Source organism: Gemmobacter aquarius (genome assembly GCF_003060865.1).
Lineage (GTDB): Bacteria > Pseudomonadota > Alphaproteobacteria > Rhodobacterales > Rhodobacteraceae > Paragemmobacter > Paragemmobacter aquarius.
Genome location: NZ_CP028918.1, coordinates 1 through 23,156 on the forward strand (window position 1 = coordinate 1; position 23,156 = coordinate 23,156).

The 23,156-nt window shown below is 62.7% G+C and carries 21 protein-coding genes, 2 tRNA genes and 2 pseudogenes; 15 read left to right on the top strand and 10 right to left on the bottom strand.

Annotated features, from left to right (window positions below):
- From dnaA to HYN69_RS00040, 8 genes and pseudogenes are all read left to right on the top strand, one after another.
- Positions 1–1,383, top strand: a complete 1,383-nt coding sequence (dnaA, locus tag HYN69_RS00005) for a chromosomal replication initiator protein DnaA (RefSeq protein ID WP_108433940.1) — start codon at positions 1–3, stop codon at positions 1,381–1,383.
- 21 nt (positions 1,384–1,404) lie between these two features.
- Positions 1,405–1,710, top strand: coding sequence for a hypothetical protein (locus tag HYN69_RS00010; protein ID WP_108433941.1), 306 nt, complete (start codon positions 1,405–1,407; stop codon positions 1,708–1,710).
- Positions 1,711–1,865: 155 nt separating this feature from the next.
- Positions 1,866–2,984 (top strand): DNA polymerase III subunit beta, encoded by a 1,119-nt coding sequence (dnaN, locus tag HYN69_RS00015; RefSeq protein ID WP_108433942.1) that lies wholly within the window; start codon positions 1,866–1,868, stop codon positions 2,982–2,984.
- Between the two features lie 71 nt (positions 2,985–3,055).
- Positions 3,056–4,129: a DNA replication/repair protein RecF gene (gene recF / locus HYN69_RS00020; protein WP_108433943.1), complete on the top strand. Its 1,074-nt coding sequence runs from the start codon at positions 3,056–3,058 to the stop codon at positions 4,127–4,129.
- A gap of 15 nt (positions 4,130–4,144) precedes the next feature.
- A complete protein-coding gene (locus tag HYN69_RS00025) occupies positions 4,145–4,579 on the top strand; it encodes a VOC family protein (protein WP_108433944.1) in 435 nt (144 codons plus the stop codon).
- A complete protein-coding gene (locus HYN69_RS00030) occupies positions 4,576–5,196 on the top strand; it encodes a LysE family translocator (RefSeq protein ID WP_108433945.1) in 621 nt (206 codons plus the stop codon). The genes HYN69_RS00025 and HYN69_RS00030 overlap by 4 nt, the downstream gene beginning before the upstream one ends.
- Positions 5,197–5,276: 80 nt before the next feature.
- Positions 5,277–7,726: pseudogene (gene gyrB, locus HYN69_RS00035) on the top strand (DNA topoisomerase (ATP-hydrolyzing) subunit B).
- 8 nt (positions 7,727–7,734) lie between these two features.
- A complete protein-coding gene (locus HYN69_RS00040) occupies positions 7,735–8,442 on the top strand; it encodes a hypothetical protein (protein ID WP_159082308.1) in 708 nt (235 codons plus the stop codon).
- A gap of 41 nt (positions 8,443–8,483) precedes the next feature.
- Here HYN69_RS00040 and HYN69_RS00045 read toward each other — a convergent pair whose 3' ends face one another.
- Together HYN69_RS00045 and HYN69_RS00050 are read right to left on the bottom strand one after the other, a co-directional pair.
- The gene (locus HYN69_RS00045) at positions 8,484–8,864 is read right to left on the bottom strand and encodes a group II truncated hemoglobin (RefSeq protein WP_108433947.1); all 381 of its coding nucleotides are present in this window, start codon (positions 8,862–8,864) and stop codon (positions 8,484–8,486) included.
- A 90-nt stretch (positions 8,865–8,954) separates the two neighbouring features.
- A tRNA-Arg gene (locus HYN69_RS00050) sits at positions 8,955–9,030 on the bottom strand.
- A gap of 334 nt (positions 9,031–9,364) precedes the next feature.
- Here HYN69_RS00050 and HYN69_RS00055 point away from each other — a divergent pair.
- On the top strand, positions 9,365–10,318 hold the full coding sequence (locus HYN69_RS00055) for a LacI family DNA-binding transcriptional regulator (RefSeq protein ID WP_230426576.1): 954 nt from the start codon (positions 9,365–9,367) through the stop codon (positions 10,316–10,318).
- On the opposite strand, the gene HYN69_RS00060 is transcribed toward HYN69_RS00055, so the two are convergent.
- From HYN69_RS00060 to HYN69_RS20410, 3 genes are read right to left on the bottom strand one after another with little or no spacing between them, the layout of a single operon-like run.
- On the bottom strand, positions 10,315–11,190 hold the full coding sequence (locus HYN69_RS00060; protein WP_108433948.1) for an endonuclease/exonuclease/phosphatase family protein: 876 nt from the start codon (positions 11,188–11,190) through the stop codon (positions 10,315–10,317). The genes HYN69_RS00055 and HYN69_RS00060 overlap by 4 nt on opposite strands.
- Positions 11,187–12,938 (bottom strand): hypothetical protein, encoded by a 1,752-nt coding sequence (locus HYN69_RS00065; protein WP_108433949.1) that lies wholly within the window; start codon positions 12,936–12,938, stop codon positions 11,187–11,189. Before HYN69_RS00065 ends, HYN69_RS00060 begins: the two co-directional genes overlap by 4 nt.
- Positions 12,938–13,126 carry a hypothetical protein gene (locus tag HYN69_RS20410; protein ID WP_216824626.1) on the bottom strand — a complete coding sequence of 63 codons (189 nt, stop codon included), beginning with the start codon at positions 13,124–13,126 and terminating at the stop codon, positions 12,938–12,940. Before HYN69_RS20410 ends, HYN69_RS00065 begins: the two co-directional genes overlap by 1 nt.
- A 168-nt stretch (positions 13,127–13,294) precedes the next feature.
- On the opposite strand from HYN69_RS20410, the gene HYN69_RS00075 reads away from it, so the two are divergent.
- Positions 13,295–14,248: a glycosyltransferase family 2 protein gene (locus HYN69_RS00075; RefSeq protein ID WP_159082310.1), complete on the top strand. Its 954-nt coding sequence runs from the start codon at positions 13,295–13,297 to the stop codon at positions 14,246–14,248.
- Positions 14,249–14,308: 60 nt separating this feature from the next.
- Here HYN69_RS00075 and HYN69_RS00080 read toward each other — a convergent pair.
- A tRNA-Lys gene (locus HYN69_RS00080) sits at positions 14,309–14,384 on the bottom strand.
- Positions 14,385–14,478: 94 nt separating this feature from the next.
- On the opposite strand from HYN69_RS00080, the gene dapF reads away from it, so the two are divergent.
- Positions 14,479–15,318, top strand: a complete 840-nt coding sequence (gene dapF / locus HYN69_RS00085; protein ID WP_108433952.1) for a diaminopimelate epimerase — start codon at positions 14,479–14,481, stop codon at positions 15,316–15,318.
- Positions 15,315–16,568 carry a tRNA (N(6)-L-threonylcarbamoyladenosine(37)-C(2))-methylthiotransferase MtaB gene (gene mtaB / locus HYN69_RS00090; protein ID WP_108433953.1) on the top strand — a complete coding sequence of 418 codons (1,254 nt, stop codon included), beginning with the start codon at positions 15,315–15,317 and terminating at the stop codon, positions 16,566–16,568. The genes dapF and mtaB overlap by 4 nt, the downstream gene beginning before the upstream one ends.
- A gap of 251 nt (positions 16,569–16,819) precedes the next feature.
- Here the strand turns inward: mtaB and HYN69_RS00095 are convergent.
- From HYN69_RS00095 to HYN69_RS00110, 4 genes and pseudogenes are all read right to left on the bottom strand, one after another.
- Positions 16,820–18,057: pseudogene (locus HYN69_RS00095) on the bottom strand (saccharopine dehydrogenase family protein).
- Positions 18,058–18,104: 47 nt separating this feature from the next.
- On the bottom strand, positions 18,105–19,196 hold the full coding sequence (locus tag HYN69_RS00100) for a carboxynorspermidine decarboxylase (protein WP_108433954.1): 1,092 nt from the start codon (positions 19,194–19,196) through the stop codon (positions 18,105–18,107).
- A 296-nt stretch (positions 19,197–19,492) separates the two neighbouring features.
- Positions 19,493–20,197: a winged helix-turn-helix domain-containing protein gene (locus HYN69_RS00105; protein WP_108433955.1), complete on the bottom strand. Its 705-nt coding sequence runs from the start codon at positions 20,195–20,197 to the stop codon at positions 19,493–19,495.
- Positions 20,169–20,459 carry a hypothetical protein gene (locus HYN69_RS00110; RefSeq protein ID WP_108433956.1) on the bottom strand — a complete coding sequence of 97 codons (291 nt, stop codon included), beginning with the start codon at positions 20,457–20,459 and terminating at the stop codon, positions 20,169–20,171. The genes HYN69_RS00105 and HYN69_RS00110 overlap by 29 nt, the downstream gene beginning before the upstream one ends.
- A 171-nt stretch (positions 20,460–20,630) precedes the next feature.
- Here HYN69_RS00110 and HYN69_RS00115 point away from each other — a divergent pair, with 171 nt between their 5' ends.
- The 3 genes from HYN69_RS00115 to HYN69_RS00125 all read left to right on the top strand — a co-directional run bounded on the left by HYN69_RS00115 (position 20,631) and on the right by HYN69_RS00125 (position 23,113).
- Positions 20,631–21,119 carry a hypothetical protein gene (locus HYN69_RS00115; protein WP_108433957.1) on the top strand — a complete coding sequence of 163 codons (489 nt, stop codon included), beginning with the start codon at positions 20,631–20,633 and terminating at the stop codon, positions 21,117–21,119.
- Between the two features lie 139 nt (positions 21,120–21,258).
- Complete coding sequence (locus HYN69_RS00120) at positions 21,259–21,900, top strand: ribonuclease HII (RefSeq protein ID WP_108433958.1); 642 nt, start codon at positions 21,259–21,261, stop codon at positions 21,898–21,900.
- 88 nt (positions 21,901–21,988) lie between these two features.
- On the top strand, positions 21,989–23,113 hold the full coding sequence (locus tag HYN69_RS00125; protein WP_108433959.1) for a site-specific DNA-methyltransferase: 1,125 nt from the start codon (positions 21,989–21,991) through the stop codon (positions 23,111–23,113).
- Positions 23,114–23,156: the final 43 nt, after the last annotated feature.

The window sequence follows — 23,156 nt, forward strand, 5'->3', positions numbered from 1 at the left end:
ATGCCAAACGAAACGTGGGGATTGGTTCGTGAAGAACTGGTCAAAAGGGTCGGTCGCAATAACTATGTCACATGGATCGAACCGCTCGCCTTGCGCGATCTGAACGGTGGCGTGGCGCGGTTCGAAGTGCCGACATCGTTTTTCGGTGACTGGGTGTCGCGCAATTTTGCCGATCACATCCTGTCGCATATGAACACATCGGGCTTTGCGGTCGATCGCGTCGAATTCGCGGTGGGTCAGTCGTCGCGCATCCCGCGTCCGGCCGAGAAACCCGCACAGCCGGTGCAGGCGCCCAAGCCCGCGCCGCGTGCCGCCGCCAAATCGCGCGCCGACTCCGAGGAGTTGCCGGGCGCACCGCTTGATCAGCGCTTCACCTTTGACAGTTTCGTCGTGGGCAAGCCGAACGAGCTGGCCCATGCCGCCGCCCGCCGCGTGGCCGAAGGCGGGCCTGTCAGCTTCAACCCGCTGTTCCTTTATGGCGGCGTGGGCTTGGGTAAGACCCACCTGATGCACGCGATCGCGCATGAATTGCAGACCCGCCAGCCGCATCTGCGCGTGCTTTACCTGTCGGCCGAACAGTTCATGTATCGCTTCGTGCAAGCCTTGCGCGAACGGCAGGTGATGGATTTCAAGGAAATCTTCCGTTCGGTCGATGTGCTGATGGTCGATGACGTGCAGTTCATCGCCGGCAAGGATTCGACACAGGAAGAATTCTTCCACACCTTCAACGCGCTGGTCGACCAGAACAAGCAGATCGTCATTTCCGCCGACCGCGCGCCCGGAGAGATCAAGGATCTGGAAGACCGGATCAAATCGCGCCTGCAATGCGGGCTTGTGGTTGACCTGCACCCGACCGATTACGAACTGCGTCTGGGCATCCTGCAACAGAAGGTCGAGCTTTACCGCGCCCAATACAAAGGGTTGGTCATTGCCGATGGCGTGCTGGAATTCCTCGCGCATCGCATCACCACCAACGTGCGCGTACTGGAAGGCGCGCTTACGCGGCTTTTCGCCTTTGCCAGCCTTGTCGGGCGCGAGATTTCGCTGGAACTGGCGCAGGACTGTCTGGCCGACATCTTGCGCGCCAGCGACCGCAAGCTCACGATCGAGGAAATCCAGCGCAAAGTGGCCGAGCATTACAACATCCGCCTGTCCGACATGATCGGGCCGAAGCGGGTTCGTAACATCGCGCGGCCCCGCCAGATTGCGATGTATCTGGCCAAGCAGCTGACCCCGCGGTCCTTGCCCGAAATCGGGCGGCGGTTCGGCGGGCGCGACCACACCACGATCATGCATGGCGTCCGCAAGATCGAAGAGTTGATGGCGACCGACAGCCAGATGTCGGATGATTTGCAGATGCTGCGGCGCCAGCTTCAGGGCTGAAGGTTAAAGGGAACGAGTGGGATGCGTATGATTGTTGCGGGGCTGGTGATGCTGGCAGCCTCGCCCGCCACTGCGGCGCTTTCGGGGTTTTACGACAGTGCCGAAAAGATCGCGACGATACTTGGCAGCGAGGCCGTGGCCGATGCCCTGCGTCAGGCGCCCGTAGGGGCGATCACCAATACCGGCACGACAAAGGACGGCGCGGACGAATGGACGGTGCGGACGCAAGACTGCGATCTGGTCGTCGCGCTGACAGCGCAGCCCTTGCCCGAGGGCATGGTTGGCAAGGCGACCTATGATCTGCGGATCGCAACGCCGTGCGAATAGTGCGGGGTGTGTCTTTTTCGGCGTGCCGCTGCGCGATTTCGTGCCAAATGGCTTGTGCAAGGCCGCAAAGCGGCTAATTTATTTTTCCCCGACGGGGGCGTGCCGGCGGGGCGTGCCAGCAGGCGCGGCGGGGCAGGAATGGATGGGAACGGACGATGAAATTTTCGATCGAACGCGGCACTTTGCTTAAGGCGCTGGCACAGGCGCAGTCGGTGGTCGAACGTCGCAATACCATCCCGATCCTTGCCAACGTGCTGATCGAAGCTGATGGAAACCAGGTCAGCCTGCGGGCGACCGATCTTGATATCGAAGTGGTCGACCGCGCTCCTGCCATGGTGGAACGCGGCGGGGCGACCACGGTTTCAGCGGTGATGCTGCACGAAATCGTGCGTAAACTGCCTGACGGGTCGCTGGTCAACCTGACCGAAGACGGCGCGACGGGGCGGCTGACGATCACGGCCGGCCGCTCGACATTCAGCCTTGCCACGCTGCCGAAAGAAGATTTTCCGGTGATGGCGAGTTCGGAGTATTCCACGAATTTCTCGGCCCCCGCGCCCGTGTTGCGGCGGCTGTTCGACAAGGCGAAATTTGCCATCTCGACCGAAGAGACACGCTATTACCTGAACGGCGTCTATATGCACACCTCGACCGCCGAAAGCGGGCCGGTGCTGCGCTGCGTGGCGACCGACGGGCACCGCCTTGCACGGATCGACGCTCCCTTGCCCGATGGCGCGCAGGCGATGCCAGGCGTGATCGTGCCACGCAAAACCGTGGGCGAGTTGCGTAAACTGCTCGACGATGACGATGCGACGATTGCCGTGTCGGTGTCGGAAACCAAGGTCCGCTTTGCAACGCCCGCGATCACGCTGACCTCCAAGGTGATCGACGGCACCTTCCCCGATTACACCCGTGTCATCCCGACCGGAAACACGCGGCGTCTGGAAGTGGACGCCTCGGAATTTGCCAAAGCGGTCGACCGTGTGGCAACCGTGTCGTCGGAACGCTCGCGCGCGGTGAAGCTGTCCTTGGACGAAGATCGTCTGGTGCTGTCGGTCAACGCGCCCGACAGCGGCGCGGCTGAAGAAGAACTGGCCGTTGCTTACGGCGACGAGCGGCTGGAAATAGGGTTCAACGCGAAATACCTGCTGGAAATCGCGTCGCAAGTCGACCGCGAGAACGCGGTGTTCCTGTTCAATTCATCGGGCGATCCGACCCTGATGCGTGAAGGCAATGACCTGAGCGCGGTCTATGTCGTCATGCCGATGCGCGTTTGACGTGTCGGAGCGGGGGTTTCACACCCCCGCACCCCCGTGGGATATTTAGGCGAGTGTGAAAGCGAGGGGCGTTGGGTCAGGCGGTAACCACGCTTGCGCTATCCCATTTCCGCAGCCATCTGGCGGGGCGGTTCGAATGGGACGGTCGGCCCGTGGCGATTTCGGGTGCGAACGGGGCGGGCAAGACCAACATTCTGGAGGCGGTGTCGCTGCTGTCGCCCGGTCGCGGGTTGCGGCGGGCCGGGGCGGATGAACTCGGCCGGCGGCCTGAATCGCTCGGCTGGAAGATCAGGGCCGAGGTGCAGGGCATCGGCGGGTTCCACGAGGTAGAGACCTTTGCCGAAGGCGCCGAGGCACGGGTGGTGCGGATCGACGGCAAGGCCGCGACGCAGGTGGCGCTGGGCCGCATCTTGCGCGTGCTGTGGCTGGTGCCCGCGATGGACCGGCTGTGGATCGAGGCGGCCGAGGGGCGGCGGCGGTTTCTCGACCGGATGGTGCTGAGCTTTCTTCCCGACCATGCCGAGGCGGTGCTGGCTTACGAAAAGGCGATGCGCGACCGGAACAGGTTGCTGAAGGACATGGTGTCGGACGCGCATTGGTACGGGGCGCTGGAGGCCCAGATGGCGGCGAGCGGGGCGCAAGTGACCGCGAACCGCAGGGCGGCCTTGCAGCGAATCAGCGTGGCGCAAAACGGGGCCGAGACAGCATTTCCCTTTGCAGACCTGGCACTTGCAGGGCCAGAGGGCGAAGGCGAGCCGGACGATCTGGCCGCAGCACTGGCTGAAGGGCGGCGGCGTGACATGGCGGCGGGGCGCACGCTGACGGGGCCGCACCGGGCGGATCTGTCGGCGGTTTACGTGGCCAAGGGCGTGCCTGCGGCGCAGTGTTCGACGGGTGAGCAGAAGGCGCTGTTGATCAGCCTGATCCTGTCGAACGCGCGGGCGCTGGCGCAGGATATCGGGGCCGCGCCGGTGTTGCTGCTGGACGAGGTCGCGGCGCATCTGGACCCTGCGCGACGTGCCGCGCTATATGACGAGCTATGCACATTGAATGCACAGGCGGTGATGACCGGCACCGAAGCGTCGCTGTTCGACACATTGGGGAACAGGGCGCAGTATATTTCCGTGAGTGACCCGATTGGCTAAGGCAGAGGTGACCGCATGAACCGGCAATGCGTGACGTTGATTACGCTGGGGGTCGATGACCTGACCGCGGCACGGGCCTTTTACGCGCGGCTTGGCTGGCGCGAACATGCCGAAAGCCAACCGGGCATCGCCTTTTTCCAGATGCACGGTCAGGCGCTGGCGCTGTTCGGGCGCGCCGATCTGGCCAAGGATCAGGGCAGGGCAGGGGCGGCGCTGGGCACGGGCGCCGTGACGCTGGCGCAGAACTTCGCCACCGAGGCCGAAGTTGATGCCGCCTATGCTGCGGCGCTGGCGGCAGGGGCGACTGCTTTGAAGCGCCCCGAAAAGGTGTTCTGGGGTGGCTATTCCGGTTATTGGGCCGACCCTGACGGCCATGTATGGGAGGTGGCGATGAACCCGTTCTGGCCCTTGGCCGACGACGGATCCCTTACCTTGCCAGAGCCGAAATGACCGTATCGTTTTACCAACTGCTGCTTTACGCGGGCGGCATGGCGGCGCTTTGGGCGGTGCCCGGTCCGGTCTGGGTGGCCTTGACCGCCCGCAGCCTGTCGGGCGGGTTCTCCGCCGCTTGGCCGCTTGCTGTGGGCGTGGCACTGGGTGATCTGATCTGGCCCTTGGCCGCCGTGCTGGGGCTGACGTGGATCGAAAGCGTTTACGGTGATTTCCTGTTGATGCTGCGCTGGGTCGCGGCGGCGGTGTTCCTGTTCATGGGCGTGATGCTGATCCGCAAGCCCGCCGCCACGCTTTCCGCCGATAGCAAGCTGACCCGTCCGGGGGCTTGGGCGGGGTTTACCGTCGGCATGGCCGTGGTCTTCGGCAACCCAAAGGCGATGCTGTTCTACATGGGCGCGCTGCCGGGGTTCTTCGACCTCGGGACGCTTACATGGCCCGATACGCTGGCGATCATTTCGATTTCCGCGCTGGTGCCGATGGCCGGAAACCTGAGCCTTGCGCTGTTTCTCGACCGGGCGCGGCGGCTTTTGTCCAGCCCTGAAAACCTGCGGAAACTGAACATCGGATCGGGTGCGCTGCTGATCGTTGTCGGGCTGGTTATTCCCTTCGTTTGATTCAATATATTGTGGGGTAAGCGTGACATTCCCCGCTAACCCAAGTATAAACCCCAGACAAATTCAGGGGTCCCGGACGCATGGCTGAAGCCGCGAAGAACAATGCCGAATACGGCGCAGATTCGATCAAGGTTCTCAAGGGGTTAGAGGCTGTTCGCAAGCGGCCCGGCATGTATATCGGCGACACCGACGACGGGTCGGGTCTGCACCACATGGTATACGAGGTCGTCGATAACGGCATCGACGAGGCGCTGGCTGGACACGCAACCGCCGTGACAGTGAAGATCCATGCCGACAGTTCGGTTTCGGTGCGCGACAACGGGCGCGGGATTCCGGTCGACATCCATCAGGAAGAGGGTGTTTCGGCGGCCGAGGTCATCATGACCCAGCTTCACGCGGGCGGTAAGTTCAACAACACCGACGAAGGCGGCAACGCCTACAAGGTGTCGGGCGGTCTGCACGGCGTGGGCGTGTCGGTGGTGAATGCGCTGTCGGAATGGCTGGAACTGACGGTCTGGCGAAACGATACCGAATATCGCGCGCGGTTCGAGCATGGCGATTGCGTGGTGCATGTGCACGAGGTCGGCCCCGCCCCCGGCATGCGCGGAACGCAGGTGCGGTTTCTGGCTTCGGCCAAGAGCAATATCCCCGAGGGGACGTTCAGCAATCTCGATTACCAGTTCAAGACGCTGGAAAACCGCTTGCGCGAGCTGGCATTCCTCAATTCCGGCGTGCGGATCATCGTCGAAGATGAACGCCCCGCCGAGCCGCTGCATACCGAGCTGTTCTATGACGGTGGCGTGCGGGAATACGTGAAATATCTCGACCGCTCCAAGACGTCGATCATGGCCGAGCCGATCTATATGGTCGGCGAACGCGGCGGTATCGGGGTCGAGGTCGCGATGTGGTGGAACGACAGCTACCATGAAAACGTGCTGCCCTTTACCAACAACATCCCGCAGCGCGATGGCGGCACGCATATGGCGGGCTTTCGCGGCGCGCTGACGCGCACGATCAACAATTACGCGCAGACCTCGGGCATCGCCAAAAAGGAAAAGGTCGATTTCACGGGTGATGATGCCCGCGAAGGGCTGACCTGTGTGCTGTCGGTCAAGGTGCCGGACCCCAAGTTTTCCAGCCAGACCAAGGACAAGCTTGTATCTTCCGAGGTGCGTCCGGCGGTCGAGAACCTTGTGAACGAAAAGCTGGCGGAATGGTTCGAAGAGAACCCCGCCAATGCCAAGATCATCGTCGGCAAGATCATCGAGGCGGCGCTTGCCCGTGAAGCGGCGCGCAAGGCGCGTGACCTGACGCGCAGGAAAACGGCACTGGATGTGGCCTCGCTTCCCGGCAAGCTGGCCGATTGTCAGGAACGCGATCCCGCGAAATCGGAACTGTTTCTGGTCGAGGGTGACTCGGCTGGCGGCTCGGCCAAGCAGGGGCGCAGCCGTGCCAATCAGGCGGTTCTGCCGCTCAAGGGCAAGATCCTGAACGTGGAACGGGCGCGGTTCGACCGCATGCTTGGCAGTCAGGAAATCGGCACGCTGATCACCGCGCTGGGCACCGGAATCGGGCGCGACGAATTCGACATCAAGAAGCTGCGCTACCACAAGATCGTCATCATGACTGATGCCGACGTTGACGGCGCGCATATCCGCACGCTGATTCTGACGTTCTTCTTCCGCCAGATGCCCGCGCTGATCGAGGGCGGGTTCCTCTATATCGCCCAGCCGCCGCTTTACAAAGTCGCCCGTGGCAAGTCCGAGGTTTACATCAAGGATCAGGCCGGTCTGGAAGATTACCTGATCGACATGGGAGTCGAGGGCGCCGTGCTGCGGCTTGGTAGTGGCGAGGAACTGGCGGGCGCAGACCTGCGCCGCGTGATCGAAGGGGCGCGGCAGTTCCGCCGCGTGCTCGATGCCTTTCCGACCAACTATCCGCGCGGGATTCTGGAACAGGCGGCCCTTGCAGGGGCCTTCGATGCGGGGCAGGCCGATGCCGACCTGCAAGCCGTGGCCGATACGGTGGCCAAGCGGCTGAACCTGATCGCGGCGGAATATGAAAAGGGTTGGGGGGCCGGATCACCCAGGATCACGGCATCCGTCTGGCCCGCGTGCTGCGCGGCGTCGAAGAGCTTCGCACGCTCGACGGCGCGGTTCTGCGGTCAGGCGAGGCGCGGCGTTTGTCGTCCACCTCGATGGAACACCGCGACATCTACCGCAATCAGGCGCGATTGGTCCGCAAAGACCGCGAGCAACTGGTGCATGGCCCGATCGACCTGCTGAAATCGATTCTGGCCGAGGGTGAAAAGGGCCTGTCGCTGCAACGCTACAAAGGCTTGGGCGAGATGAACCCCGAACAGCTTTGGGAAACCACGCTCGACCCGAACGCCCGCACGCTGTTGCAGGTCAAGATCGACGATATGGCCGAAGCCGACGACATCTTCACCAAGCTGATGGGCGACGTTGTCGAACCGCGGCGCGAGTTCATCCAGCAGAACGCGCTGAATGTGGAGAATCTGGATACTTAGGAGGTAGGATGCTGTTTGGTGTACGAGTTCTGGCCCTCGCTGTTTTTGTTGCGTCATCCAGCCAACCTGCGCGTGCAGGCGAAGCGATTGTAGAAACCCTCAGCTGTCCGATCGGAAATGAAACGGTCAACTACGTAGGGACGACCGGTTGCACATACTTTCAACGTAGCATGTCGCTAAAGCCGATCACGTCTTGCGATTTTGTGGATCAAGTGCCGCAATGCCCTATATATAAGTTTCCCATGTATCGACAGTTTTCGGAAAAAGAAGTCGAGCGCATTCAAGCATTCTCAAAGACGGATGCATATCTGACGGGAGCTGGAAGTTCCCGGTTCTATCTCGCTTACATCATCGAGAACGAATTAGCCCTGGAAAATCACAAATTAAAATTCGAGCTGCTTTTGAATGGCTTTTGGTATGATTCAGCAAGCACCTACAAAGACGACACGTTTTTCGATGCCGCGTTCAAGGAAGGGAAGCGCTACATCGAAACGACAGAGCCGGATCAGCAGGCCTTTATTCGCGCAGTTTTTGCTTTTGCCCGAGTGACACGCGGAGAAAAGGAGGTTGCCTTGAGACAGATAGAACGCGTGCGTTCCTCGTCTGGATACAAGGACAGCTTTCTTCCCAAATACCTCCTCCTACTAGAGAAATGTGCGAACAAGCCTGAGGCGCCCGATTGCCAACCCGATTATGAGTTCGAAGAACAGAATTAGACCCTGTTCCTATCGGCGGTCCGTGGGCAATTCTTTAAAGCTTAAATATTCACTAGCACATAGGCGGCGCGGTGGAACGCCGCGTTGATCCTTTCGCGGGCGGGTCCGGTTATGCCGGTGTCGTCCAAGGCGCAGGCCATGCAGGTTAGCCATTCTTCGGCGTGGCTGGCCGTGATGGGCACATGGGCGTGAATCTCGCGCAGGTTCATATGGCCGTGCTGTTCGGCGTAATGTCTGCGACCGCCGAAGAAGCCGCACAGGAAAGCAAACTGCTCGGGCCGCACATGCGCCAACCCGTGACCCTGAAAATGCAGGTCGAGGATCCGCGCCCCTTGGGGGGCCGTTTCGATGATGTCGTAAAACCGTTCCACCAGCGCACGCACCACCGGCTCACCGCCGATCTCGTCGATCACGCTTGCCATTCCAGCCTCCTATCGCAGGCCTATTTGGCCGCACGCAAGCGACCAGCGCAACGCGGCTTGCGCCCGCAACCCGGTCTTTTCCGACAGGATTGGTGACCCCGGCAGGACTTGAACCTGCAACCTTCCCCTTAGGAGGGGGACGCTCTATCCGTTGAGCTACGAGGCCATGCGCCCTTATTGCGGCGAAATCGCGGGTCTTGCAACTGTCTGCTGTGCAAAGGGAAGAGTGGGGGAGTGAATTTGGCCCACCACTCCCCCTATGGTCCGTTGCGTCTGGGTTGAGAGCTTGCAGGACGCGCAGGATACCGTCAGCATGGGAAAACCCATGCTGTTAGCGGTAACATTAGCGTATCGGGCAGGCTTGGACAAGGGCCAAGTTTGGCGCTAACAAGGACAGACACGCTTGCAGCAGGATCTTGCCCGTGACCAGACCGCCCAGCCTTGACCCCAAACGCACCCTGACTTTGCGGGATGTGTCGGAAGCGTCGGGGGTCAGCGAGATGACGGTAAGCCGCGTCTTGCGAAATCGCGGTGATGTGTCGGTCGCCACGCGCGAACGGGTTCTGGAAGCGGCGCGCAGCCTTGGCTATGTGCCCAACAAGATCGCAGGGGCCTTGGCGTCGCAGCGGGTCAATCTGGTCGGGGTCATCATCCCCTCGCTGTCGAACATGGTCTTCCCCGAGGTTCTGGCCGGCATTTCCGACACGCTAGAGGATACGGGGCTGCAACCCGTCGTGGGGGTCACGAACTATTCGCCCGAACGCGAAGAGACGGTGATCTATGAAATGCTGTCGTGGCGGCCCTCGGGGATGATCGTCGCAGGTCTGGAACATACCGAAGCCGCGCGGGCCATGCTGGCGCAGGCGGGGATTCCCATCGTCGAGATCATGGATATCGACGGTGACGCGGTCGATAGCGCCGTGGGCATCTCGCACCGCCGCGCTGGGCGGCAGATGGCCGAAGCGATCATCGCGGCGGGATACCGGCGCATCGCTTTCCTCGGCACGATGATGCCGCATGACCACCGCGCGCGGAAACGGTTGCAGGGGTTCGAGGAGGCTTTGGCCAAGGCCGGTCTGGAACTGGCAGACCGCGAATTCTATTCGGGCGGATCGGCGCTGCTGAAAGGGCGCGAGATGACGGAAACGGTTCTGAAACGCTCGCCCGACATCGATTTTCTGTATTTCTCCAACGACATGATCGGCGCTGGCGGTCTGCTTTACTGTCTGGCGCAGGGCATCGACGTTCCCGGCAAGATCGGGCTTGCAGGCTTTAACGGGGTCGAATTGCTCGACGGATTGCCGCGTCGCCTTGCCACGATGGACGCTTGCCGTCTGGAAATCGGCCGCCGTGCCGCCGAGATCATCGCTGGCAAGCACGAAGGCACCATCGGCGGCGAGGTGATCGAACTGTTCCCCATTCTGCAACCCGGCGACACGATTCGCAGCGTTTAAAGCGCAATCTCGACGGTCAGCGGGAAATGGTCCGACGCGATGCAGCCGGTATCGACCGACACTGACCGCACGAGCGGTGCAAGGTCGGGCGTCACGAAGCAATGGTCAAGCTGGCGCAGCCGCGTTTCGCCCGCGATCACCTTTTCATGGGTGTGCAGCTTGCCTGCACCAACCGCCGCGACCGCATCGACAAAACCATCGGCGTAGCGCGCGCCGGGGTGATAGGGCGCTTCGCCGGTGATCCGCCTGTATTCGGCGCTGTGGGGTTCCGAGTTGAAATCGCCCATCCAAAGCGCCCTCGCGGGGTTGGCGGGTTCGGGCTGGCCTTCGGTCCAGTTGCGGGCGGGTTCGTCGTCGGTGCCGCTCCACGGGCCACCTTCGGCTGCGGCAAGGGCGTGGCGGTGCAGCAGGAAATCGATCTGTTCCAGCCGCTCGGCCACGCCGACATGCGCCAGATGCAGCGACATGATCCGCAGGGGGCCAGAGGGCGCTACCACCATCGCCTCGAGCGCCGCGTTCTGCGTGTTCAGGGGGTCGAGCATCCGTCGCTTGGGCAGGGGCCAAAGCCGCGACCAGACCAGTGGCAGTCGCGACAGGATCATCGTTCCGAATTGCCGCCGCCGGTGCAGCACGCGGCCTGCCACCACCTTTGATGCGTCCATGTCGAAGGCGGGGCCATAGACCCAATGGTGACCGGGCAGCATCGCGGCGATCAGCGCGGGCTGGTCATCCATGCCACTGCGCGTCCAGTTGCGTTCCACCTCTTGCAGGCAGATCAGGTCGGCATCCGCGATTGCAGGCAGGATGCGCGAGAGATCATAGCGCCCGTCGCTGCCAAAGCCGTATTGGATGTTGAACGAAACCGCCTTCATCGCGCGACCTTAAGCAAAAGCAGGTTCGACCCATTCAGCGGAACGTCGGTCAGCCACGAACGCGGCTCGCCCTTTGCCAATGCCGTGCCGATGCTGTCTGCAGCGCCATAGGTATCGCCCTTGCACAGCAGGACATAGTCTGCCCGCGTCCGGTCGACCGCCGCGCGCAATCCGGCCTCGTTGCCCTCGAACGGCAGCGTGCCGTTCACGAAGGCATCGGCGCTGCGGTGATAGGGGGCCGATGTCACCGAATGGGGACTGCCCAAAAGGATGATTGGCCCGAGGTTGATCGGGTTAAAGACAATTCCCGTCGGCACCGAATTCAGCACCGCCATCTGGTCAAGATCGTTGCACTGCTCGCTCATGGCAGCCTTGCCCTGCGCTTGGCCCGGACCTTCCCTGTTCAGCTTGAGATAGCCGATCGCAAGCGGGCGCGACAGCAGCACGCACAGGATGACCGCGACGCCGCCCAGCCGCGCCCATGCCGCCCGCTGCGACATCGCCCATGCAGCACCCGCGCCAAAGGCAACGGCCACCACAGGCAGGCCCATGGTCAACATGCGGAACTGCCAGAAGGACAGCACAGCCCCCATGGCAAGAAACGCCAGCAGCACGACCCCGCGCCCCCGCCCGGCCAGCACCGTCAAGGCAAACAGCAAGGTAACGGCATAGATCGGCAAAAGCAGCGAAATGACGCGCCCCCCGTCGGTGGCAAAGTAAAAGCTGGCAGGCTTGATTTCTTGTATCCGCGACAGCACGCTTTGCTGGATCTCGGCCGACATGGCGGTATAGGGACCGGCAAGGCAGGGCTGGATGGCGGGCAGCAGAATGACGCCAGCCACTGCGCCGACGGCCAGTGTCACACCTGCGCGGGCCATGGGGGTTTGCACGAAACGTCCGGCCAGAACCAGCACCGCGCTCGCCACAAAGGCCGCCGTGGTCAGCGCCAGCAGGGGCGGCGATATGGCATCGCAGACCGGCACGACCCAAAGCGAAGGGTCAAGCTGCCCCGCCATAAGCAGCGGCGTGGTCAGCGCCAGAGCGGCGGAAAACCCGGTCAGCCGGCGGTCCGAACCGCCACGGCCCAGCACAAAGGCCAGCACCATAAGCACCCCGGCAAGACCGATGAACAATATCATCTCGAGCCCGACCGCCAGCGACAAAGCCGCCAGCACCCCGCCAGCCACGCCGCGCAGCATCGGGCGATCCGGCAGTACGGTCATCGCAAACAGACCAAGCATCAGGATGATCTGGACGGCGTGGTGATCGGTCGACCCGACCCCGAAACCCGACCCTGCCAGCAATTCATAGGACGGAATGACCAGAAGCGACAAAAACGCAGCCTGCCGCCCGTACAGCCGTTTGGTCAGCGCGGCGGTGGCCAGAATGAACACGACACCCAGCATGAGCGGCCACAGGATCGCGATGATCCGCCCGGCCATATCCAACCCGAAAAATGGCTGCAGCGCCCCCATCATCAGCGCCATCGGCGCGTCGATATAGCGCGACCAGTGCATCGAAAGCCCCTCGGGCGGCAAGACGCGGTGCTGGAACAGGTCGTACCACGCCTGACCGGCCAGCAGGTCGCGCACCTCGACCAGACGCATGGCGTCATCGGTCGTCAGCCCCGCCCCGTTCGAGATCATCACGCGTGCATCGGGCATTTGCGACGCCAGAAAAACCAGCACCATCGTAGGAAGCGCGGCGCGGTAGCTTTGCTCGCTTTCGAACAGACTGGCTTTTGCCATCACCGCGGCTCCCCGAGCAGCATATAAAGCACGATTGCCGCCGTGGCGGCGGTAAAGCCGGTGGTGCCAAGCCAGACCGTCAGCCCGACCGCCTTTGGCAGCAGGCGCAGCACCATCCACAGCGCCATGACCGCAGCGCCCGCGCCAAAGATAAGCCCCATGCCCGCCCCTGCCTTTCGTTGCGGCATCAAGGCATCAGCGATCCGCTTTGGCAAGCCGCAGCCGCCCTTTCCCTGCAACCTGCGGGCGCATGCGACCGATTCTTTCGGCACGCCCGTGGAACCGCTTGGACCCTTTCCGATTGAATACCGAAGAATTTGGTCGCCCAAGGCGTTCGTCTCAAAGGAATAAGATCGTTGAACATTTCCACCGGCCCCTCTGCCCTGCACTCTGGCCCGCGCTTCAGCTTTATCGTCTGCACCCGAGACCGCCCCGCCAAGACGCTTGCCTGCCTGCGGTCGATCGCGGCGACGGTCGGCCCGGCGCCGGGCGAGGCCGAGATCATTCTGGTCGAGAACGGCAGTCAGAAAAGCCTGTCCCTGCCGGACGCCGAACTTGACGAGGCAGCGCCTGGCCTGTGCCGGACGTTCCGCCTTGCCAAGGGCTGCCTGTCCGAAGCGCGCAATCTGGCCTGCGACGCGGCGCAGGGCGAATTCGTGGTGTATATCGACGATGATTGTATGCTTCAGTCCGGCTATCTCGACGATCTGAAGCGCCATGTTGGCCGCATGGAGGCCGAGGGGCAAAGGCATTATATAATCGGGGGTCGCGTCATGCTGGGCGATCCTTCCGATCTGCCCTTTACCATCAAGGACCATCCCCAAGCGCAGACCTTCCACACCGGCATCCACCCCGGCGGCTTTGTGCAGGGATGCAACTTTTTCCTGCCGAAAGCGACCGCCGCCCTGATCGGCGGTTTCGACCCGCGCTTCGGACCGGGCGCGCGGTTTCATGCCGGCGAAGACACCGATTACCTGATCCGTGCCCATGCCGCCGGGGTGCCACTGCATTATGTGCCCGACATGGCAGTATGGCACTGCCACGGGCGCCGCACCTTTGACGAGGTGGACCGCCTGAACCGGACCTATGCCTTTGCCAATGGCGCGATCCTTGCCAAGCATCTGCGCGACCATCCGTGGCTCGCCCGGCATCTGGCCTGGACCATCCGCTCGACAGCCAAAGAGCGCATCGGCGGCCCGCATTTTGACGACGACCTCGGCCTGTCTTGGGGATCTGTCACCACCTCGCAACTGCGCGGCGTCTGGGCCTTTATCGCCGACCGCATGCGGCATGGCCGCATGGCTTTGTGAAGGGCGACCCAAAAACCAAACGGCGCCATGCAACAAATGCATGGCGCCGTTTTGTAAAAGTGGTGAGCCGGACAGGATTCGAACCTGTGACCCGCTGATTAAAAGTCAGCTGCTCTACCAACTGAGCTACCGGCCCCACGCGGCGCTGATTAAGGGGGCGGGGCGGGGGGGTCAAGGCCAAAATCATGGCCCTCTGGCAAAATCGGAGCGTGGGGCGTATATCGGCCCGCATGACCCAGAAGATGCGCCCTTCCGGCCAGGCTTTCATGAAAATGCATGGGCTTGGCAATGACTTCGTAGTGATCGACTCGCGCGGGCGCGGTTCGGTCACGACTCCTGCTTTGGCGCGGGCGCTGGGTGATCGGAACCGTGGCGTGGGGTTTGACCAGCTGGCCGAGATTCTCGATGCGACGGGGGCGGATTTCACGCTCGACTTCTGGAACAGCGATGGCAGCAGGGCGGGGGCTTGCGGGAACGCCACGCGCTGCGTGTCGGATTACGTGATGCGGGGTTTGGGCAAGGATGCGGTGACGCTCGTTACGGCGCGGGGTGAATTGCAGGCCTTGCGGCGGGCCGACGGGCTGGTTTCGGTCAATATGGGCCAGCCGCAGACCGGCTGGGCCGAGGTGCCTTTGGCATCGGCGGTCGACACGCTGCACCTGCCGATGGCGGGCGATCCGGTGGCGGTCGGGATGGGCAATCCGCATTGCATTTTCTTCGTGCCCGATGCGGAAGCCGTCGATCTGTCAGGGGTTGGCCCTGCGCTTGAACATGACCCGCTTTTCCCGCAGCGCACGAATGTGGAATTCGCCAGCGTCATCGCCCCCGACCGCCTGCGCCTGCGGGTGTGGGAGCGGGGGGCGGGCATCACGCTGGCCTGCGGGTCGGGGTCTTGTGCAACGGCCGTGGCGGCCCACCTGCGCGGCCTGACGGGGCGGCGGGTGCTGATCGACGCCGACGGCGGGACGCTGGAGATCGACTGGCGCGAGGATGGGGTCTGGATGACCGGCCCCGTGGCGCATGTGTTCGACGGGGTTCTGACCGCCGAATTTCTGGCGGCCCACCCATGAACGCGCCTGTTTTCGCCACTTTGGGCTGCCGGTTGAACGCCTATGAGACCGAGGCGATGAAAGAGCTTTCCGCCGCTGCGGGGGTGGAAAACGCTGTCGTGGTAAACACTTGCGCGGTGACAGCCGAGGCGGTGAGGAAGGCCAAGCAGGAAATCCGGCGGCTTTCACGCGAGAATCCGGGGGCCACGATCATCGTGACCGGATGCGCGGCGCAGACCGAACCGGAGACGTTTGCGGCGATGCCCGAGGTGGGCCGCGTCATCGGGAATACCGAAAAGATGCAGGCCGCGACTTGGGCCGCGATGAAGGCGCCGGACCTGATCGGCGTGACCGAACGGGTGCAAGTCGATGATATCATGTCGGTTCGTGAAACTGCGGGGCATCTGATCGACGGGTTCGGGCGGCATCGGGCCTATGTTCAGGTGCAGAACGGATGCGACCATCGCTGCACGTTTTGCATCATTCCTTTTGGTCGGGGAAATTCCCGTTCGGTGCCTGCGGGGGTGGTGGTCGAACAGATCAAGCGTCTGGTGGACAAGGGTTTTCTGGAAGTCGTGCTGACGGGGGTCGATCTGACCAGTTGGGGTGCGGACCTGCCCGCGCAGCCCCGTCTGGGCGATCTGGTGATGCGGATCCTGCGGCTTGTGCCGGATTTGCAGCGGCTGCGGATCAGTTCCATCGACAGCATCGAGGCGGATGACGCGCTTATGGGGGCGATTGCCACCGAGCCGCGTCTGATGCCGCATCTGCACCTGTCTTTGCAGGCGGGGGATGACATGATCCTGAAACGCATGAAGCGGCGGCATTTGCGGGATGATGCGATCCGGTTCTGCGAAGATGCGCGGAAACTGCGGCCCGATATGGTCTTTGGCGCTGATATCATTGCCGGATTCCCGACCGAGACCGAGGAGATGTTCGCGCAGTCGATCAAGCTGGTTGACGATTGCGGCCTGACGTTCCTGCATGTCTTCCCTTTTTCGCCCCGCAAGGGAACGCCTGCCGCGCGGATGCCACAGGTGCGGGGGCCGGTGGTCAAGGGCCGTGCGGCGCGGCTGCGGGCGGCGGGCGATGCGGCGCTGGCGCGGCATCTGGCGGCGCAGCAGGGGGTGCTGCACCGCGTGCTGACCGAAGGGCCGAGGATGGGGCGGACCGAGCAGTTCACCGAGGTGGTTTTCGGGGCCGATCAGCCGGAGGGGCAGGTTGTGATGGCGCGGATTTCGGGGTTCGCCGAAGGGCGGTTGACGGCCTGACTGCTGACGGAAAGTGGCGGTAAGTTCGTTAGGCGCCTGATGCACCAGCGATGCACAGGGGATGCAGACGCGCTGCGCGGCGGGTTAGGGAATTTTTTAGGGATCGAGATGTCGGTAGGGGCGCGAAGATTGCCTTCGACTGACGGCCCTATCCCAATGCGCCGGTCAGGATTGCACCGTGGCCCAAAGCCACGGTGCGCTCCCGAACCGCCCCCACGGGGCGGGCGCGCACCTACTGTCGCGACGCTAATTTAAAACGTGACCAACCGGTCGCCCTGTGCGTCCTTGATGCGGGTCGGCAGGCCCATGCCGTTGAGGAGGGTGATGAACGGCTTGGGGTCCATCTCTTCGACGTTGGCCATGGTGCCCACGTCCCATGTGCCATCGGCGATCAGCAGGGCGGCGGCGACGGGGGGACGCCTGCGGTGTAGCTGATGCCTTGGGCGCCGGTCTCAGTGTAGGCCTCGGCGTGGTCGGCCACGTTGTAGATCAGCACTTCGGCTTCTTTTCCATCCTTAACGCCGCGGATCACATCCCCGATGCAGGTCTTGCCGGTGTAGGTGGGGGCAAGGCTGGCGGGGTCGGGCAGCACGGCTTTCACCACCTTGAGCGGGACGACTTCCAGCCCCTCGGCGGTCTTGACCGGCTTTTCCGACAAGAGGCCAAGGTTTTTCAGCACCGTGAAGACGTTGATGTAATGATCGCCGAACCCCATCCAGAACCGCACATCGGCATGGGGGTAGCGGGCGGACAGGCTGTGCACCTCGTCATGGCCGGTAAGATAGGCTTTCTGGTCGCCGACTACGGGCAGGTTCCAGACTTGGCCGACCTCGAACATGGAATTGGACTGCCATGCGCCCTGCTGCCACGAATAGACCGTGCCGGTGAATTCGCGGAAGTTGATTTCGGGGTCGAAGTTGGTGGCGAACCATTTGCCATGGCTGCCTGCATTGATGTCGACGATGTCGATGCTGGTGATCGTGTCGAAATGGTCTTCTTCGGCCAGTCGCGCCCATGCGTTCACCACGCCCGGGTCGAAGCCGATGCCAAGGATCGCGGTGACACCTGCCGCGCGGCAGCGGTCGCGGCGCTGCCATTCGTAATTGCCGTACCACGGCGGGGTTTCGCAGATCTTGGCGGGGTCTTCGTGGATGGCGGTATCCAGATAGGCGGCACCGGTTTCGATGCAGGCTTCCAGCACCGTCATGTTGACGAAGGACGAGCCGACGTTGATCACGATCTGGCAACCCGTTTCGCGGATGAGTGCGGCGACAGCGGCGCTGTCCATGGCGTTCACGGCATGGGCCTTGAACACCCCTGCGACTTTCATCGCCTGCTTTTCGTGGACCGAGGCGATCACCGCCTCACATTTGGCAAGCGTGCGGCTGGCGATGTGCAAATCGCCAAGCCGGTCATTCGCCTGCGCGCATTTATGCGCCACGACTTGGGCCACGCCACCGGCGCCGATGATCAGAACGTTGCGTTTCACTTCGAACCGTCTCCTTTAAGGACAGAGGGAAGCGCCCAAGACGGGCATTAACCAAGGTTGCCGACGAAATCGGCATAGCCGAATTCGCGCGACAGGGTGATGGAGCCATCAAGCTCGCGGATGGCGATCGAGGGCATCTTGACCCCGTTAAACCAGTTTTTCTTGACCATCGTGTAACCGGCGGCGTCGGCAATCGACAGGCGGTCACCGACCTTTAGCGGTTCGGCAAAGCCGAATTCGCCGAAGACATCGCCCGCAAGGCAGGATTTGCCGCAGATTTGCCACTGGTGCGGGCCGTCGGTCTCGATCCGGCCCGAGATGCGGTAGATCAGCAGATCGAGCATATGGGCCTCGACGCTGGAATCGACCACGGCGAGGTCTTTGCCGTTGTTCAAGACGTCGAGCACGGTGACTTCCAGCGACGCGGCGCCGGTGATCGCGGCTTCGCCGGGTTCGAGGTAGACCTGCACGCCGAAGCGGTCGGAGAAGGTTTTGAGGCGGGCGGCGAGGCGGTCAACGGGGTAGCCATCGCCGGTGAAGTGGATGCCACCGCCGAGCGAGACCCATTTCAGGCGTTTCAGGAGGGGGCCGAATTCATCTTCGATGCGGGTCAACTGGCGGTCGAACAGGTCGAAATCGGCGTTTTCGCAGTTGTAGTGGATCATGAAGCCCGAAATCCGGTCGATCACGGTTTCGATCTTGCCCGCATCCCATTCGCCCAAACGGCTGAACGGGCGGGCGGGGTCGGCAAGGTCGAAGCCGGAGGTCGAAAAGCGCGGGTTCAGGCGCAGGCCGCGGGCGATGGATGCGGACTGGTTGTCGAAGCGGTCAAGCTGGCTGATCGAGTTGAAGATGATCTTGTCGGCGTAAGTGACGGCCTCGGCGATTTCATGGTCGGCCCATGCGACGGAATAGGCGTGGGTTTCCTTGCCGAATTTCTCGGCCCCCAAGCGGAGTTCGTAGAGGCTGGAGGAGGTCGTGCCGTCCATATGCTGGCGCATCTGGTCAAAGACCGGCCAAGTGGCAAAGCATTTCAGCGCGAGGAGGGTCTTCGCGCCCGAAGCGTGGCGCAACTCGTCCATGATGGCCATGTTGCGCGCCAGTTTTGACCGGTCGATCAGGTAGAAAGGCGTTTGCATGGCACCCCCGGGGAAAGTGGACAGAAGCGCGGCTATTTAGGGCCAGCGCCCCCCCTATGCAAGCCCTGCGGGGTCTAGCCCCTTTGCGTGTATCTGGCAAAGGCGCGTGCCTTTGCCATGCGGAGGAGGTGCCGCCACCAAGCCGTGTGCCCCAAGCACACGGCCAGCGCCCGCCCCGCCCATGGCGGGCGCTGGCCTATCGTCGTCTTGCGGGACGGCCGATACAGCCGCACTGCCGCGCACGGGCGGGGAAACGCGGGTCGCGTTTCCTGTTCCGCCCGAATGGCCGTGTTTCTTTAAACCATCCGGATCGCGTCTTTGCCCACGGCCAGAACATAGCCGCGGCGGGCGATGGTTTTGACCAGCAATTCGCTGACCATCTGGTTACCGAGCGCGTCGCGCAGGCGTTTGATGCGGGTGGCGCCTGCGGCTTCGTCGCAGTCGGCTTCGTTCCGGCCCGAGATGACGGCTTCGATCTGGGCGCCTGTCAGCACCTCGTCATCCATGCGGGCTTCGGCTAGCACGGCCATGGTTTCGAGTGCTGCTTCGGTCAGGGTGAATTCCATGTCGTTGATATAGACCGCACGGCCCTCGCGGCTGATGAGGAGGGAGGCCACCTGAATGCCTGACCGCTGGATCGCGCTGATGCGGCGGTTGAGGGCGATGATGGTTACGAGGAAGACGAGGGCGGCCAGCAGCAGGGCGGCGGAAAAGGCCAGCAGGACGAACATCACCATGCGGTAGCTGGCCAGCACCTCGGAAAAGGCGGTGCCGGACTGGGCGAGGATTTCCAGCAGTTTGATGTCGGCATAGGTCGTAAGGTCGTTGTTTTCCACGAACAGCCGTTCGACGCGGGCGTTGAAGGCGTTGGCGTCGGGCAGCGACAGGAACAGGAAGACCGCCGCACCCAGCAGGATCAGCACGATGGCGCCGATGCCAAGGGCGACGACGCGGTTACCCGCCTTTAGGCTTTCAGAAGCGGAGGAAGTATTCTCCTGCACTCGCTTTCCTTTCCCCAAGCCCCTCGGGGCCGAATACCGACAGCACGTTCAGCAGCGTCCACCCCCCAGCGGCAAGGCGCGGGGCAAGTTCGGCTTCGGCTGCACCGCGACCACCCGAACAGGCGGAATCGCTGACCTGCGCCACTCCATAATGCAAGCGAAGCGGGTCGTCCTGCTTGGCCTTGTAATCGGCGAAACATTCGGCGGAAGCTGGCCCGCCAAGGGCAAGGAGCGTGGCCGCGAGAAGGCTAAGGCGCGTCATCGGAGGCATCCTTTGTATCACTGGCCCCAATCTGCGCTGCGCCGCGTGGTTATTCAATGTCAGACAGGGTTTATGGCACTGCTATCGGATAGCAGCGTGGCGTTATTGCCTGTCCGGGATGGTTCTGGCCACCCTTTCCCCATCAACCACTTGCGGGAACGGAGGCCGAACATGACCCGATCGGAAACGCTTGCCGAGACGATGCTGCTGACGCAGGGCGGCAAGGGGCGGAAGCTGCGCCTGCGCTTCGTGGCGCTTGTCGCTGCGATTGCCGTAGCCATGGGGCTGCTGGCCACGGCAGCCCCTGCACGGGCCGACAATGACGATCTGGCCAAGGCGCTGGCGGCTTTGGCGATTGTCGGCATCATCGCCCATACGGCGCAAAAGGACCGCCCCCGGCAGGAGCAGTATCCCGGCTACCCGCCCGAGCCGCAGCAGGTGAGGCACCCGCGCGTTCCTGCGGTCTGCGGGATCGAGATCGCGGGCCAGCGGACCCGCGCCACGGTTTACGGCGAACGCTGCCTGCGCGAGCAGGGTTTTGCGTGGCGGCTGCCGCAACACTGCGCCCGTCCGGCGCGCATCTACGGGCAGAACGACCGCATCTATTCCGAACAATGCCTGCGTGACGCGGGCTTCAAGATCGGCAAGCACCGGAACTGACCGTCCGGCTGCCGGGCGCGGTGGTCCCGAAGCCGCGTCTACTGGGGGGGCAAGAGGGTGAGCAGCTCTTGCCCCCCGACTTTTATCCGGTCGCTTTTTGCGGCTTTCCGTAGCCTGCGCCCTGCGCTAGCCATGCGGGATGGACCCCGCGACCTTGCCAGATTTCACCTATGAAGCTGCCGCCTACGGGCGTGGCTTTCTGGTGGTGGCCGGCGTGGACGAGGTCGGTCGCGGCCCCCTCGCTGGCCCCGTTACGGCGGCGGCGGTGGTGTTGCACCGCGACCGTATCCCCAAGGGGTTGAACGATTCCAAAGTGCTGACAGCGGCACGGCGCGACGATCTGTTCGCCGAGATCATGGCGGTGGCCGAGGTTTGCGTTGCCCATGCCACCGTGGCCGAGATCGACGAGATCAACATCCTGCGCGCCAGCCACCTTGCCATGGAGCGGGCGCTGCGCGGCCTTGCGCGGCAGGTCGACCACGCGCTGATCGACGGCAACATGGTGCCCCGCGGCCTGTTCTGCGGCGCCGAGCCGATCATCAAGGGCGACGGGTTGTGCGTGTCGATTGCGGCGGCCTCGATCGTGGCGAAAGTGACGCGGGACCGTATCATGGTGGATTTGGCGCAACAGCACCCCGGCTACGGCTGGGAAAGCAACGCGGGTTACCCGACAAAACAGCATCTGGACGCGCTGCTAAATCTTGGTGTTACCCCACATCATAGACGTTCGTTTCGCCCCGTCCACAATATCTTGTATCAAGATGTTTCTCTAAGTGCTTGATTCAAAAAAGAATTTGACGGCGAATCACCAATGACTCATCTTGGTCTCCAATAAGACGGCCACAAGAGCCGTTCACATCGAGGCGCAAATGACCAAGAGCAAGACCGTGGAAGCCATCGAGCTTCCGCTAAACCAGATATTGTCCGGCGACTGTATCGACGTGATGAACGCGCTTCCTGCGGGCAGCGTGGACCTGATCTTCGCCGACCCGCCCTATAACCTGCAATTGAAGGGCGATTTGCACCGCCCCGACAATTCGCTGGTCGATGCGGTCAATGACCATTGGGACCAGTTCTCCAGCTTTGCGGTTTACGACGATTTCACCCGCAAATGGCTGGCGGCGGCGCGGCGGCTTTTGAAGCCGAACGGCGCGATCTGGGTGATCGGCAGCTATCACAACATCTTTCGCGTCGGCACAGCACTTCAGGATGCGGGCTACTGGATGCTAAACGATGTGATCTGGCGCAAGTCGAACCCGATGCCGAACTTCAAGGGCAAGCGCTTGACCAACGCGCATGAGACTCTGCTCTGGGCGAGCCGTGATGAAGGGTCGAAATACACCTTTAACTACGAGGCGCTCAAGGAATTGAACGACGGCGTGCAGATGCGGTCGGACTGGGTGATTCCGCTGTGCACCGGGCATGAGCGGCTGAAGGATGAAAACGGCGACAAGGCGCATCCGACGCAGAAACCCGAAGCGTTGCTGCACCGCGTGCTTCTCGCCACGACCAATCCGGGCGATGTGGTGCTGGACCCGTTCTTCGGCACCGGAACCACGGGGGCCGTGGCCAAGATGCTGGGGCGCGATTTCATCGGGATCGAGCGTGAGGAAGCCTATCGCAAGGCCGCAGCGGAACGGATTTCGCGGGTGCGGAAGTTTGACGCCTCGGCCTTGGAGATCACCGGATCGAAGCGGGCCGAACCGCGCGTGCCCTTCGGGCAGGTGGTGGAACGCGGGATGCTGCGGCCGGGGGAAGAGCTGTTCTCCATCGGCAACCGCTACAAGGCCAAGGTGCGGGCCGATGGCACGCTGGTCGGCAATGATGTGAAGGGGTCGATCCATCAGGTCGGCGCGCATTACGAGGGCGCGCCAAGCTGCAACGGCTGGACCTACTGGCACTTCAAGCGCGACGGAAAGATGATTCCGATCGACATCCTGCGCCAGCAGATCCGTTCCGAGATGGAGGTCGATCAGGGCGGCCGCCGCCACTGATCTTTACCAAGGGTTTCTAACGCCAGCGCCGCGGTCCGCCTGC

What these genes read in the sequence shown, in the direction of transcription:
- dapF (WP_108433952.1), top strand. Translation starts at nt 14,479, where the DNA reads ATGACCCAGAAGATGCGCCCTTCCGGCCAGGCTTTCATGAAAATGCAT.
- dnaN (WP_108433942.1), top strand. Translation starts at nt 1,866, where the DNA reads ATGAAATTTTCGATCGAACGCGGCACTTTGCTTAAGGCGCTGGCACAG.
- HYN69_RS00110 (WP_108433956.1), bottom strand. Translation starts at nt 20,459, where the DNA reads ATGACGCGCCTTAGCCTTCTCGCGGCCACGCTCCTTGCCCTTGGCGGG.
- HYN69_RS00055 (WP_230426576.1), top strand. Translation starts at nt 9,365, where the DNA reads ATGACGGTAAGCCGCGTCTTGCGAAATCGCGGTGATGTGTCGGTCGCC.
- HYN69_RS00045 (WP_108433947.1), bottom strand. Translation starts at nt 8,864, where the DNA reads ATGGCAAGCGTGATCGACGAGATCGGCGGTGAGCCGGTGGTGCGTGCG.
- mtaB (WP_108433953.1), top strand. Translation starts at nt 15,315, where the DNA reads ATGAACGCGCCTGTTTTCGCCACTTTGGGCTGCCGGTTGAACGCCTAT.
- HYN69_RS00120 (WP_108433958.1), top strand. Translation starts at nt 21,259, where the DNA reads ATGGACCCCGCGACCTTGCCAGATTTCACCTATGAAGCTGCCGCCTAC.
- HYN69_RS00060 (WP_108433948.1), bottom strand. Translation starts at nt 11,190, where the DNA reads ATGAAGGCGGTTTCGTTCAACATCCAATACGGCTTTGGCAGCGACGGG.
- HYN69_RS00065 (WP_108433949.1), bottom strand. Translation starts at nt 12,938, where the DNA reads ATGGCAAAAGCCAGTCTGTTCGAAAGCGAGCAAAGCTACCGCGCCGCG.
- HYN69_RS20410 (WP_216824626.1), bottom strand. Translation starts at nt 13,126, where the DNA reads ATGCCGCAACGAAAGGCAGGGGCGGGCATGGGGCTTATCTTTGGCGCG.
- HYN69_RS00030 (WP_108433945.1), top strand. Translation starts at nt 4,576, where the DNA reads ATGACCGTATCGTTTTACCAACTGCTGCTTTACGCGGGCGGCATGGCG.
- HYN69_RS00100 (WP_108433954.1), bottom strand. Translation starts at nt 19,196, where the DNA reads ATGCAAACGCCTTTCTACCTGATCGACCGGTCAAAACTGGCGCGCAAC.
- HYN69_RS00040 (WP_159082308.1), top strand. Translation starts at nt 7,735, where the DNA reads ATGCTGTTTGGTGTACGAGTTCTGGCCCTCGCTGTTTTTGTTGCGTCA.
- HYN69_RS00125 (WP_108433959.1), top strand. Translation starts at nt 21,989, where the DNA reads ATGACCAAGAGCAAGACCGTGGAAGCCATCGAGCTTCCGCTAAACCAG.
- HYN69_RS00010 (WP_108433941.1), top strand. Translation starts at nt 1,405, where the DNA reads ATGCGTATGATTGTTGCGGGGCTGGTGATGCTGGCAGCCTCGCCCGCC.
- HYN69_RS00115 (WP_108433957.1), top strand. Translation starts at nt 20,631, where the DNA reads ATGACCCGATCGGAAACGCTTGCCGAGACGATGCTGCTGACGCAGGGC.
- HYN69_RS00025 (WP_108433944.1), top strand. Translation starts at nt 4,145, where the DNA reads ATGAACCGGCAATGCGTGACGTTGATTACGCTGGGGGTCGATGACCTG.
- dnaA (WP_108433940.1), top strand. Translation starts at nt 1, where the DNA reads ATGCCAAACGAAACGTGGGGATTGGTTCGTGAAGAACTGGTCAAAAGG.